The organism is Streptomyces africanus (assembly GCF_002150735.1).
Lineage (GTDB): Bacteria > Actinomycetota > Actinomycetes > Streptomycetales > Streptomycetaceae > Streptomyces > Streptomyces africanus.
Genome location: NZ_MUKA01000333.1, coordinates 1 through 12,457 on the forward strand (window position 1 = coordinate 1; position 12,457 = coordinate 12,457).

Sequence of the window (12,457 nt, forward strand, 5' to 3'; positions counted from 1 at the left end):
GCCCCCGATCGGCACTTCGAGGACGTACGCGTTACCGCTCATCCCCGGCACTTCATGCGTCTGGAGCACGCCGCCGTGGGCCCGGACGATCCCGCGGACGATCGGCTCGTGCACGGTGTCGCCGCCGGCGTACGGCCCGCGCACCTCGATGCGCACGACCTCACCGCGCTGCGCCGCCGCCACCACGACGGTGTTGTCCAGGTAACCGCCCGCCGACACGGGCGTGTTGCCGGTCGCGTCGACCCCCGCCACGTCGGCGACCAGATGCGCGAGGGCGGTGGCGAGCAGCCGGGGATCGACCTCGGCCTCGATGGGCGGGGCGTGCACGGCGAACTGCACCCGCCCGGGCCCGATGAGCTCGACGGCCCCGTCGACACCGGCGGCGACGACGGCGTCCAGCATCACCTTCGTACGGGAGATGCCCTCGCCGCCCGCGTCGAGCCGCTGGTAGCCGAGGACGTTGTCGATGAGCGTCGTGATGCGCGAATAGCCGGCGGACAGGTGGTGCAGCACCTGGTTGGCCTCGGGCCACAGCTGCCCGGCGTCGTCCGCCGCCAGCGCGGCCAGCTCGCGCCGCAGCTCCTCCAGCGGCCCGCGCAGCGACCGCCCGAGCAGGGTCAGCAACTGCTCGTGCCGCGCGGCGAGCGCCTCGTACCGGTCCTTCTCCCGCTCCCCGAGGGCGGCGTACCGCTCCTCGTTCGCGCCGAGCTCTTCGGCGTGCCGCTCTTGCAGTTCCTCCAGCTCGGTGACGTGCTGCTGGCGCAGCGCGGTCAGCTCGGAGGCGTGCTCCTCGGCGATCCGCTCCAGCTCTTCCTCGTGACGCTTGTGCGCCGCCTCCTTCTCCTCGACGACGGCGTCGTACGGCCGCCGGTCGGTGAAGGTCATCACGGCACCGACGAGCTGCTCGCCGTCGCGCACGGGCGCGGTCGTCAGATCGACCGGCACCTTGCCGCCGTCCTTGGCGTACAGCACCTGCCCGCGCACCCGGTGCTTGCGCCCGGAGCGCAGGGTGTCGGCGAGCGGCGACTCGTCGTACGGGAAGGGCGATCCGTCGGCGCGCGAGTGCAGCACGAGATCGTGCAGTACGCGCCCGCCGAGATCGCTGGCCCGGAAACCCAGTATCTGAGCGGCGGCCGGGTTGACGAGCACGATCCGTCCGTCGGTGTCGGTCCCGACGACGCCCTCGGCCGCGGCCCGCAGAATCATCTCGGTCTGCCGCTGCGACCGCGCCAGCTCGGCCTCGGTGTCCACGGTCCCGGACAGGTCGCGCACGACGAGCATGAGCAGCTCGTCGCCGGTGTAGCCGTAACCGTCGTAGGCCTGCTGCCCGTTCTCCAGATTCGCACTGGTGACCTCGACGGGGAACTCGGTCCCGTCCGTCCTGCGCGCGATCATCCGGGTCGGCTTGGTCCGGGCATGCGGATCGAGGTGCTCGGGGCGCCGCATGGACCCCGGGATGAGCTTGGAGTCGAACTGCGGCAGCAGATCGAGCAGCCCGCGCCCCACCAGAGCGGTCCCCGGCGTCTCGAAGGCCTCCAGGGCGATGGTGTTCGCGTTGACGACCGTCCCGTTGGCATTGACCAGCACCAACGCGTCCGGCAGAGCGTCCAGTATGGCTGCGAGGCGAGCAGCGCCTCGGGATGGCCTGCTGCTCACGAGACGCTTCCTCCCTGTTACCGCACCTTGCCGACCGCTCGGGCCATCTTGCCAACCGTCCCGCGGCGTGTCACGCGAGGGAGTCTAAGGGCTGCGGTTGCGCCCGCGACGCCGGATGGGGGCGAGGTCGCACGAGGAAGTGACCCCGAACTGACGACCGAGTAACCGTCACACGCCCGTCCTCCTGCGACGACGTCGCGGGACCTTCGCGGGACCTTTACGAGGGCAGCGTTTCTGTACCTTTTTGCCCGGGTGGCCGAATGGGGCCGTGAGGTGGCCGGAAAGGGGCGCGAGCGGCGACACGGGGCGAAACCGCCGCGGTTCCCTCAGAAACGCCTCCCGGACCTCATGTCCGGCAGCAGCGGCACGAGCCGGTCCCAGCGGGCGATCCCGCAGCCGTCACGCCGGTCGTACGTGGCGTCGACGCGCCGCCCGGCCCAGGTGCCGGTGACCCGCGCGGTGGCCGGCCCGCCGTACTGCATGGTGCAGAAGCCGCCTTCCGGGGCGGGTGCGAAGACGTCCCTCCCCCACCGGGTGTCCCGCTCCAGGGCGGCGCAGGCCCCGCGCGGATCGGGATGACTGCCGCCGTCGGGCCCGCAGTACAACTCGTACGTCCCGTCGACCCCACTGCCCGCGTTCCGCACGGCGACGGTGAGGTGGTCCCGGCCCGGGCCCTGACCCCCACCGAGCTGCACCGGGGACGGGCCCGCCTGGGCGTACGCGGCGGCCGGGGACACCCCGGCCATCGCCCCGAAGGCGGCGACGGAGGCGGCGGCACCGACGACGAGCCGCCGCAGACGGGGTCGAGCTGTGGTCGGAGAGGTGAGGGAGCTCCGGGACACGTTTCCGGGTTCAGCCCGGCGAATGGCATGCGACATGACCTGACTAACGCGGCGCGGCCCGCTACGTTGCGCGCCGGGTGGACGCGCCGCACAACGCCATCGCACGCCCAGCCGCCCGACACCCCTACAAGGCCTTTGCCCTGCGACCTTCCCGCCTAGTACCGTGGGGGTCGATTGGTGACAGCACGCTCGACTGTGTCATCATCGGCACGCACCGACTCGCGCTCGCGCGAGCGGATGCGCACTGGAGGCGTCGCCTAGTCCGGTCTATGGCGCCGCACTGCTAATGCGGTTTGGGCCTTAAAGCCCATCGAGGGTTCAAATCCCTCCGCCTCCGCATCCTGACCAGGGAGTTCGGCCTCGCATGGCTGGACTCCCTGAGTCGCGTTCTAAGCCGTTTTCTCCGGCCCGGCCCCGAACAGTCCGTCGACGATCCGCCGCAGCACCACCTCCTCCTGGCCGGCAGCTTCCGTCCGCTCGTACTCGGTGAGCGCGAGGCCGGCGAGAGGGAACTCCTCAGTCAGTGCCCGCACCGCCCCGAGCAGCTCCTCCACGCCGAGCCCGCCCGGCTCGGGTGTACCGACGGCCGGGAACACCGTCGGGTCCAGGACGTCGAGGTCGATGTGCAGGTACACCGCCTCGGCGCCGGTCGCGCGCACGGCAGCCAGGAGAGGAGCTGGTTCTGCCAGCTGCTCGACGCCGAGGTGCCGTATGCCGCGGCTCTCGACAAGAGCCTGTTCACCCGGGTCCAGTGACCGCGCGCCCGCCAGTACGACGCGGTCGGCCGACAGGCTCCGCGCGGGCCGCAGGCCCTCCGGCCCGTCGCCGATGAGCGCGCGCAGCACCATGCCGTGGAAGGCTCCGGACGGAGACGACTCGGGGGTGTTGAGGTCTCCGTGCGCGTCGAACCACACCAGCGCGAGCCGGTCCCCGAACGCGGAGAGCGCGGCCTCGACCGGCGCGAGGTCGACCGCGCAGTCACCGCCGACGATCACGGTCTGCTCGCCGGGCGGAACCTCGGCCAAGGCCGCGCGCACCGCCACCAGATGGCGCTCCAGCACATCGGCGTTCCGCACACCGCCCCGCGCCGTTCCGACGCTGTCGTCCAGCGTCACCGTGCGCCGCCGACCCGCGGGTATCTGCCCGGCCAGCCAGGCAGCCCCACCGGGCAACCGACGGGCCGTAGGGGCGCCCGACCCCTGCCACTGCGCCACCTCAAGCACGACCGGACCACCCACGAAGGCTCCTCTCCACCACCCGATCACGAAGCCCCGTCTGAGGCCATTTGTGCAGGTCACAAGGGGTACGGCAAACGGATTTCACATGGCGGCGGCAGTCATGTAATGTTCTTCCTGTCGCCGCGAGCGAGCCGAAAGGCCCGGGAGCGGCGAAAAAACAAAACAAGCACTCGTAGCTTAACGGATAGAGCATCTGACTACGGATCAGAAGGTTGCAGGTTCGAATCCTGCCGAGTGCACACAGATCAGGAGCCCCGGAGAGATCCGGGGCTCTTGGCGTTTTGGGCGGCCGTACAGCAGCCAGGGCCACGCACGACGAGGGGCACCCTGATTCGCCGGGCGCCCCTCGCTTCGCCGGCTAGTTCAGCCTTTCCAGCCGCATCCCCCGGCTCTCGGCGATACGGAGTGCGTCTGCCAGCGCTTCGGTCAGGCGCTCGGCGAGGAAGCGGAGTTCTCCGGGCGGGGTGTCCGGCAGCATGTTGCGGGAGTGAGCGAGAAGTTCGTTGCCCATGCCGAGTTGGATCGACTCCGTGACATCGGCGAGTCGGGTGATCGGTCCGCCGTGGTGGTCGGTGATCAGGTAGCAGCGCTTGCCTTCATCGCCGGCCCAAGGGGGCAGACGGAGATCGTTCGGCATCAGGCCGCCTCCAGTCCGTGGATCCAGTACGGGCCGGTGCTCGTGTTCTGGCCCTGGGCGGTGGTTGCCAGTTCGCGTCGGCATTGCTCGTGGGCGGCCACATACGGACGTACCGACCTCACTGTGGTTGCGTCGAACGGACTGTCGTCGAGGGCATACGGGCTGCGCGGCAGCGGTGGCCTGGGGACACGGGGGACGTCGGTCGGCAAGACCGAAGCGGGAGGCTTGGAGGGCACGCCCGCACCGCGCCCTCCCTTCAGCAGGAGGGAAGCCCAGGCGGTGAGGAGGCGGATAAGGTCGGTCACGTCGTCAGCTCCGATCGGTTTGGCTGGTGGCCGCGCCCCCGGACGGCGGCATCCGTCGCGGGGGTTTTCACGCCAAAGCGCGGTATACCGCAGTCTACTGCGGTCGCGCGGTCTACCGCAGAGTTTTAGCGTCCACCGCATGAGCCCCGAGCTTGACCGCACCCGTCCCGTTTGGCGACAGGTCGCCGCAACCATCGCCACCCGCATCGCTGACGGCGAGTACCCGGTCGGTGCTCGTGTGCCCTCCGTCGTCGAGTTGTCTGCCGAGTTCGGCATCGCCAGCTCGACGGCACAAAAGGCGCTCGCCCATCTCAAGGCGGAGGGACTCATCCGAGCCGAGGTCGGCCTGGGCTCGTTCGTTGCCGAGGAGTCTCAGAGGGCCGGTGCCGGAGAGGACGTGTAGGCAGCGCGGCACATGGGCGGGGCTTTGGGCCGATCGACTTGTCCCACGGTCAGCGGGTCGCTTCGTCCATGAGCAGGTACAGCAGGCCCACCAGCGAGCCGCTGCTCACGATCTCCCGGCGGTCGATCATGCCGCGGATGTCTGAGAGCGGGATCCACTCGATGCGGTCGGACTCGTTCTTCTCCGTAGGCGGTCCCACGTAGGTCGCGCCGTCGGCACGGAAGACGTGGTGTTGTGAGTCGGTGATGCCGTTGGCCGGCTCGGCGTAGATGAGGGGCTTGACGGGACCGGGGCGCCAGCCTGTTTCCTCCAGGGCTTCGCGGGCGGCTGCCTCCTCGGGCGTCTCACCGTCTTCGACCAGGCCCATGGGAAGTTCCCAGGCCCACGTGTCCGTGACGAAGCGGTGCCGCCACATCATCAGCACCTCTTGGCGGTCGTTGAGTACGGCGGCCACGGCCAGGTGCCGCAGGCGGACGATCGTGTACTCACACCTGCTGCCGTCCGGTTGCTGGACATCAGCCAGAGACAGGTTCACCCACTTGTCGGTGTAGACGCGTCGTTCGCTGTGGCTCTTCCATTCCATGGCTGTGGCTTCGCCCTCTTCTGTCCATCGGCAGCTGTTGTTGTTCGGTTCGGATCGTCACGACGGCGTCGGCCGATCAGGGGGTGAGGCGTGGTGGGAAGAGGCCGAGCTGGACGTGCCGATCGCGATGGAGGACGAGGACGCGCTTTCGATGTTGACCACGTGCTGGGGCGGCAGTTCGGGCTTCGTCAGGAAGTCACGCAGAGCGCGCCCCGTAGGGGCGATGTGCGGGGCGGCAGCGGTCAGGAAGGCAACGCCGAGCACCAGCGCCGCCAGCCTCCCGGCGTTGCCGAGCAGGGCGAAGAGAGGTGGGACGGTGAACAGCAGGAACGCCAGTGTGAAGAAGGCCGGGACATGTTCGCGGTCCTCCCTCCTGCGGGCGGCCGAGCGTTCGTGGAACTCGACGTCTCCTTCGTCGTTGTGGGCCACGACCTTCCAGCCGGTGATGTCTCGGGCGGAGACGGAGAGCCGTAGGGCGACGGATTGGCCCCGCTCCAACTGGCCGATGGTGAAGACGGCTTCGCTCCTGTCCTGCTCAAGATCGGAGCGCCTGGCCACCCCCAACTCGCGTTCCGGCGCCGACGTCGGTACCGCTTCGATGACCTGTGCGCCGGCTGGGAAGCTGAAACGCAGGTGCTCGTTCTTGACGGCTCGGTTGCCGGTGTTCTCGACACGGAACGCGACGGAACTCAGCCCCTGGATGGGGTATCCGTTGTAGGTCAGCCGGAGTTGCTGTCGGATCGTCTCGTTAGCGGACACCATGGCGTTGTGAACCTCGGCGTCCCAGGAGAGCCGCTTCGTCGGTTCACGGCGGAGTTTCATGCGCTCGATCGCGACGGTTCCCAGCACGCCGATGACCGTGCCCACGACGGCGACCACCAGATTCTGCTGGAACTCGGACAATACGGCTTCGGCGGCCGTCACCGCGGCAGGAGTTGCCTCCACGACCGTCCCCCGTCCTCCACGCCCCATTTCCCGATCAACTCACTGTAGCCAGGTGGGACATGGTGAGGCAGGGAAGTTGCCCAGGCCCAGGGCCTTGGTTCAGTCGGTCCGGCAGTGTTCCTCCAAGTAGTTCGCCGCCATGCCGCTCGCGCGGGTGAACCAGTCGTTCAGGACGGCGATTTCGTCGGGGGAGTAGTCCGCGAAGAGTGTCCTGAGGCGGGCGTAGTAGGGCTCGTAGACCTCTCGGACGCGGGCGACCGCGTCGGGCCGGGCGGCTACGCGGATGCGGCGGCGGTCGGTCGGGTCGGGGCGGCGGGTGATGTAGCCGGCGCGTTCCAGGCGGTTGAGGATGCCGGTGACCGCGCCCGTCGTGACGTGGACGCGGGCTGCCAGGTCGCCGGCCGTGGGCAGGTTCTCACCGGCTTCGATGACGTAGGCGAAGCAGGTGAGGTCGGTCACACTCAGGCCTACCTGCTGGGCGATCTCGTGCTGTCCGACCAGGTGGGTCGCGATGAGGTGGTCCATCGCCGACAGTGCCTGCTCCGGCGTGGCGGCCGGACGCGGCTTGGCTTGCATTCCCAGATCCCTTAGTTCGTGAGATGTTTGGGTTCTAAAAGGCTTAGCTGGTGAGGGGTTCGGGGGCGCGGGTCCCCGGGCCTTGGGGTGTAAGGGGGCAGCATATGAGCGCACATCAGTATGACCACGGGCATACCGTCGCGGGATGGGTCGGAACCGGGATCGGGAGTGTCGGGGCCGTCGCGGCCGGGGCCGGGGTGTGTTTCGGCTCCGGTGTGCTGATCGCCGGGGGGCTCGCCATCGGGGTGGTCGGGCTGTTGGTCACCTGGGCGCTGCATCTGGCCGGCTGGGGGAAGGGACCGGGAATCCGGCCCCGGGAGGAGTGGGGCTGGCGGGTGCGGGACTCGGGGGCGCGGGCCGGGCATGCCGAGTGCCTCGGGTGCCGGCTGGCCGGGCGGGGGCGGACCGAGCAGGTGGCCGGGCGCCTGGTCGTACCCGGTGATGTGCGTGTGGGCGGGGAGAGCGAACCCGCTGCCGTGGGGGCCGACACCAGGCGCTGAATCGGGCGCTGATTCGGACGCTGTTGCTCGCCCGACGCCGTTGTCAGTGGTGGCCTCTACGCTCGGCAGAGATGGCACAGGCATGGAGGTGCTCGGGACTGCGGTGGTCCGCCGGCGGTCCCGTGCTGGTGTGGGACGGTGGCCGGCGCAGTGCGCTGACCTCGGGGAAACGCGTGGCCTTCGGGGTCGCGGAAGGGGGCGTGCGGACATGCGTGGGAGCTCGGGGGCATGCCTGTCCGACGGGGGCGGCCGTGTCGGCGCGCAGGACGGCGGCGCGGTGCGAGGAGTGTGCGCGGCTGGACCGGGCGCACTCCGTGGCTGCCGACACGATCGCGGACGATCCGCGGCCGTATCACGTGTATCTGGCGTGGTTCGGGCCCGGCATGGTCAAGGTCGGGATCACGGCCGAAGAACGGGGCTCCGCGCGGCTGCTGGAGCAGGGCGCTGTGTGCTTCAGCTGGCTCGGTGTCGGGCCGCTCATGGCCGCGCGGCGTACGGAGGAGCTGTTGCGGGCCGCGCTGCGGGTGCCCGACCGGATTCCCTACGCCGAGAAGCGGGTCGTGCGGGCCGTGCTGCCGGAGGCGGCGGCTGACCGGGCCGTCGAGGTCGCCGAGTTGCATGCGCGGGCCGTGGCGCTTCCCGTGTGGCCGGAGTCGCTCGTGCGGGAGCCTCTGCGCGTGGTCGATCACGTGCAGGTGTTCGGGCTCGCCGGGCTGCCCGTCGCCGTCGGGGAGGTGGGTGAGCTCGTCGCCGGTGGGGTCGTGAGCGGGGAGCTCGTGGCTGCTGCCGGGCCCGATCTGCATCTGGCGACCGGGGGCGGGGTCGTCGTACTGGATACGCGGCTGATGCGTGGGTGGGGGCTGGTGCCTGCCGTGGGTGTGGAAATGACCGTGCCGGTGCGGGAGTTCAAGGAGGAGGCCGGGGTGCAGGACGGGTTGTTCTGACCCGGCCGCTCATGAACCCCGCCCGCCGGCGTTCTCAGCCGTTCCCTGAGAAGTCCCTGTGTGTTTCTCAGGGAAATCACAGGCTGCCGAAAGGGTGCTCTCAGAGCACGCCGACATCGTGTGCACCATGACCACGACCTCGCCCCAGGGGCGCACCGAACTGCTGAGGCCGGACGGGAGCCCCGTCCGAGTGCTTGTGGTGGACGACGAGATGTCGATCACCGAGCTGCTGTCCATGGCCCTGCGCTACGAGGGATGGCAGATCCGGAGCGCCGGTGACGGCACGGGCGCCCTCCAGACCGCGCGCGACTTCCGGCCCGACGCCGTCGTGCTCGACATGATGCTGCCCGACATGGACGGGCTGGCCGTGCTCGGGCGGCTGCGCCGTGAGCTGCCCGACGTGCCGGTTCTCTTCCTCACCGCCAAGGACGCCGTCGAGGACCGGATCGCCGGGCTGACGGCCGGCGGGGACGACTACGTCACCAAGCCGTTCAGCCTCGAGGAAGTCGTCGCGCGGCTGCGCGGGCTGATACGGCGGTCCGGTGCCGCCGACCGGCGCTCCGACTCCACGCTGGTCGTCGGCGACCTCACCCTCGACGAGGACAGCCACGAGGTGACCCGGGCCGGTGAGAACATCCACCTGACCGCGACCGAGTTCGAGCTGCTGCGGTTCCTGATGCGCAATCCGCGGCGCGTGCTCAGCAAGGCGCAGATCCTCGACCGCGTGTGGTCGTACGACTTCGGCGGGCAGGCCAACGTCGTCGAGCTGTACATCTCGTATCTGCGGCGGAAGATCGACGCGGGACGGGAGCCGATGATCCACACCCGGCGTGGTGCCGGTTACCTGATCAAGCCCGCCGCCTCATGAGCGGGCGGCGACGGCCGGGTACGCAGCAGAGGGTGGGCAAGCCGCGCACGCTGCGGACGCGGCTCGTCGTCGCGTCCGTGGTGCTGATCGCCGTGGTGTGCGCGGTGATCGGGACGGTGACGACCCTCGCCCTCAGGTCGCATCTGTACGAGCAGCTGAACGGGCAGGTCGAGGACGTCGGCAAGCGGCTGTCGGGACCCATGAAGCCCGGCGGCGGAATCGACCTCGACTCGATGGAAAGGATCACAGGCTTCCTCAAGGGACCGGCGCAGCCTGAGACCATCGCCGCCGTGGTCGGCGCCGACGGCAGCGTCACCCGGGCGTTCATCGCCGAGAACTCCGAGGAGAACGTCCCCTTCCGGCAGAATTCGGCCGTCGACCTCACCGACGAGCAGAAGTCCGCCCTCGCCGAGGTGCCGACCACGGGTATGCACACCGTCGACATCCCCGGCCTCGGCGAGTACCGCGTGCAGTACGTCGCCGGAAAAGACGGAGGTCTCTACTACGTCGCCCTGCCCACCGAATCGGTCACCACGACCATCAACACCCTCATCCTCGTCGAGGTGAGCGTCACCGGCGCCGGTCTGGTCGCCGCCGCCATCGCCGGTTCCGTCCTCATCGGCGTCGCCACCCGCCCCCTCCGCCGCGTCGCCGCCACCGCCACCCGGGTCTCCGAACTCCCCCTGCACACCGGCGAGGTGAACCTCAGCGAGCGGGTCCCCGACTCCGAGACCGATCCGCACACCGAGGTCGGCCAGGTCGGTGCCGCCCTCAACCGGATGCTCGACCACGTCCACGGCGCCCTGCACGCACGGCAGCAGAGCGAGACACGGGTCAGGCAGTTCGTCGCCGACGCCAGTCACGAGCTGCGGACCCCCCTCGCCTCCATCCGCGGGTACGCCGAGCTGACCCGGCGCGGCAGAGAGGACGTCGGGCCCGACACCCGGCATGCGCTGCGGCGGATCGAGTCCGAGGCCGGGCGCATGTCCCTGCTCGTCGAGGATCTGCTGCTGCTCGCCCGGCTCGACGCCGGGCGGCCGTTGCAGTTCGAGCAGACCGACCTCGTACCGCTCGTCGTCGACACGATCAGCGACGCCCGGGCGGCCGGCCAGGACCACAACTGGCGTCTCGACCTGCCCGACGAGCCCGCGCTCGTGTCGGCGGACGCGGCCCGGTTGCAACAGGTCCTCGTCAACCTGCTCGGCAACGCCCGCACCCACACCCCGCCCGGGACGACCGTCACCGCCCGCGTCCAGCGGCGCGGCCCCTGGCTGTGCGTGGACGTCGAGGACAACGGGCAGGGCATTCCCGCCGCGTTGCTGCCGCACGTCTTCGAACGGTTCGCGCGCGGCGACTCCGCGCGCTCCCGCGCCACCGGCTCGACCGGTCTCGGCCTCGCCATCGTGCAGGCCGTGGCGAGTGCGCACGGCGGCGCCGTCACCGTCGACAGCGTGCCCGGGCGGACCGTGTTCACGGTGCACCTGCCCGCGCTGCCCGCGCCGCCGCAGCCGGACCTGAGCCGGCAGCAGCACTCACAGGCACGCCACAGCGTCACCACATGGGCGCGACAGGGCACCTGACGAAAGTCGGTTCCATGCGAACCGATTCTTCTCCCGGCACCCTGCCGGCGCGGGAGCACCTCCCGGCCGCACCAGCCGGTACGCCTGTCCTGGACGTAGTGATCCCCGTCTACAACGAGGAGAAGGACCTCCAGCCGTGCGTCCGCAGACTGCACGAGCACCTCGCCCGCACGTTCCCGTACGCGTTCCGCATCACGATCGCGGACAACGCCTCGACGGACACCACCCCGCAGGTGGCGGCAGGGCTGGCGGCGGAGATCCCCGAGGTCACCACCTTCCGCCTGGAGCAGAAGGGCCGCGGCCGGGCCCTGCGGGCCGTCTGGTCGGCCTCGGACGCCCCCGTCCTCGCCTACATGGACGTGGACCTGTCCACCGACCTCAACGCCCTGCTCCCGCTGGTGGCGCCGCTGATCTCCGGCCACTCGGACCTCGCGATCGGCTCCCGGCTGGCCCGCAGCTCGCGGGTGGTGCGCGGCCCCAAGCGGGAGTTCATCAGCCGCGCCTACAACCTCATCCTGCGCGGCTCGCTCCAGGCCCGCTTCTCGGACGCCCAGTGCGGGTTCAAGGCGATCCGCCGTGAGGTGGCACAGGTGCTGCTGCCCCTGATCGAGGACACCGGCTGGTTCTTCGACACGGAGATGCTGGTGCTCGCCGAGCGCGCGGGGCTCAGGATCCACGAGGTGCCGGTCGACTGGGTCGACGACCCCGACTCGACCGTCCACATCGTCAGAACCGCGACCGACGACCTCAAGGGCGTGTGGCGGGTCGGCAGAGCCCTGGCCACCGGTTCGCTGCCGCTGGACCGGCTCGCCCGGCCGTTCGGCGACGACCCGCGCGACCGTGAGATCGAGGACGTACCGCGGGGCCTCGCCCGCCAGTTGGTCGGATTCTGCGTGGTGGGCGGCCTCTCCACCCTCTTCTACCTGCTCCTCTACAGCGGCTTCCGCGTCTTCACCGGCTCCCAGGTCGCCAACGCCCTCGCCCTGCTGGTCTCGGCGATCGCCAACACCGCGGCGAACCGGCGGCTCACCTTCGGGGTGCGNNGCCCGCGCACTCCACCGAACTGGCGGTCCTCATCGCCGCCAACCTCGCGGCGACCGTGCTGCGCTTCCTGCTCTTCCGGGCGTGGGTGTTCCCGGACCGGCAGGACTGCGAGACGACGGTGGTCGCCTCATACGCCTCATACGACACCGACCAGTTCCGCGCCGGTGAAGCCGCGGACGGCACCTGGAGGGACGCCACCGTGCAGCTGCTGCCGGTGCGCCCCCACAACACCGATGCGAGGGACTTCCGATGACCGTCCACTACGACCAGCAGATCGCCGACAGAGACCCGGGTCCCGAGACCCGGACCCCACGTCCCCCTGCCCCCGAAGCCGGT

General features: G+C 70.2%; 12 protein-coding genes, 2 tRNA genes and 1 pseudogene. 8 read left to right on the forward strand and 7 right to left on the reverse strand.

The window, feature by feature from the left end:
* A partial coding sequence (locus CCL05_RS34320) for a PAS domain-containing protein (RefSeq protein ID WP_143589990.1) occupies positions 1-1,656 on the reverse strand: 1,656 nt, incomplete at its 3' end.
* 326 nt (positions 1,657-1,982) lie between these two features.
* The gene (locus CCL05_RS34325) at positions 1,983-2,402 is read right to left on the reverse strand and encodes an SSI family serine proteinase inhibitor (RefSeq protein ID WP_086564569.1); all 420 of its coding nucleotides are present in this window, start codon (positions 2,400-2,402) and stop codon (positions 1,983-1,985) included.
* A 342-nt stretch (positions 2,403-2,744) separates the two neighbouring features.
* On the opposite strand from CCL05_RS34325, the gene CCL05_RS34330 reads away from it, so the two are divergent.
* Positions 2,745-2,835, forward strand: a tRNA-Ser gene (locus CCL05_RS34330).
* 52 nt (positions 2,836-2,887) lie between these two features.
* Here the strand turns inward: CCL05_RS34330 and CCL05_RS34335 are convergent.
* Positions 2,888-3,736 (reverse strand): arginase family protein, encoded by an 849-nt coding sequence (locus CCL05_RS34335; protein WP_086564559.1) that lies wholly within the window; start codon positions 3,734-3,736, stop codon positions 2,888-2,890.
* A 166-nt stretch (positions 3,737-3,902) separates the two neighbouring features.
* Here CCL05_RS34335 and CCL05_RS34340 point away from each other — a divergent pair.
* Positions 3,903-3,975: transfer RNA gene (locus tag CCL05_RS34340), tRNA-Arg, on the forward strand.
* A 119-nt stretch (positions 3,976-4,094) separates the two neighbouring features.
* Here CCL05_RS34340 and CCL05_RS34345 read toward each other — a convergent pair.
* Positions 4,095-4,373, reverse strand: coding sequence for a hypothetical protein (locus tag CCL05_RS34345; protein WP_086564560.1), 279 nt, complete (start codon positions 4,371-4,373; stop codon positions 4,095-4,097).
* A 444-nt stretch (positions 4,374-4,817) separates the two neighbouring features.
* Between CCL05_RS34345 and CCL05_RS34355 the strand changes: the two genes are divergently transcribed.
* Positions 4,818-5,081: a GntR family transcriptional regulator gene (locus tag CCL05_RS34355; RefSeq protein ID WP_086564562.1), complete on the forward strand. Its 264-nt coding sequence runs from the start codon at positions 4,818-4,820 to the stop codon at positions 5,079-5,081.
* Between the two features lie 49 nt (positions 5,082-5,130).
* On the opposite strand, the gene CCL05_RS34360 is transcribed toward CCL05_RS34355, so the two are convergent.
* The 3 genes from CCL05_RS34360 to CCL05_RS34370 form a co-directional block, all read right to left on the reverse strand.
* Positions 5,131-5,664 (reverse strand): NUDIX domain-containing protein, encoded by a 534-nt coding sequence (locus CCL05_RS34360; RefSeq protein ID WP_086564563.1) that lies wholly within the window; start codon positions 5,662-5,664, stop codon positions 5,131-5,133.
* A gap of 57 nt (positions 5,665-5,721) precedes the next feature.
* The gene (locus tag CCL05_RS34365; protein ID WP_244204499.1) at positions 5,722-6,609 is read right to left on the reverse strand and encodes a hypothetical protein; all 888 of its coding nucleotides are present in this window, start codon (positions 6,607-6,609) and stop codon (positions 5,722-5,724) included.
* 99 nt (positions 6,610-6,708) lie between these two features.
* Entirely contained in the window at positions 6,709-7,185 is a 477-nt protein-coding gene (locus tag CCL05_RS34370) for a MarR family winged helix-turn-helix transcriptional regulator (protein ID WP_086564565.1), read from the reverse strand.
* Between the two features lie 104 nt (positions 7,186-7,289).
* On the opposite strand from CCL05_RS34370, the gene CCL05_RS34375 reads away from it, so the two are divergent.
* From CCL05_RS34375 to CCL05_RS34395, 5 genes and pseudogenes are all read left to right on the forward strand, one after another.
* Complete coding sequence (locus CCL05_RS34375; RefSeq protein ID WP_086564566.1) at positions 7,290-7,685, forward strand: HGxxPAAW family protein; 396 nt, start codon at positions 7,290-7,292, stop codon at positions 7,683-7,685.
* 71 nt (positions 7,686-7,756) lie between these two features.
* Positions 7,757-8,629, forward strand: a complete 873-nt coding sequence (locus tag CCL05_RS34380) for a DUF2797 domain-containing protein (RefSeq protein WP_086564567.1) — start codon at positions 7,757-7,759, stop codon at positions 8,627-8,629.
* Between the two features lie 127 nt (positions 8,630-8,756).
* Positions 8,757-9,497: a response regulator transcription factor gene (locus CCL05_RS34385; protein WP_167409667.1), complete on the forward strand. Its 741-nt coding sequence runs from the start codon at positions 8,757-8,759 to the stop codon at positions 9,495-9,497.
* Positions 9,494-11,077, forward strand: a complete 1,584-nt coding sequence (locus tag CCL05_RS34390) for a sensor histidine kinase (RefSeq protein WP_208641679.1) — start codon at positions 9,494-9,496, stop codon at positions 11,075-11,077. Before CCL05_RS34385 ends, CCL05_RS34390 begins: the two co-directional genes overlap by 4 nt.
* A gap of 14 nt (positions 11,078-11,091) precedes the next feature.
* Positions 11,092-12,374, forward strand: a pseudogene (locus CCL05_RS34395) (bifunctional glycosyltransferase family 2/GtrA family protein).
* Positions 12,375-12,457: the final 83 nt, after the last annotated feature.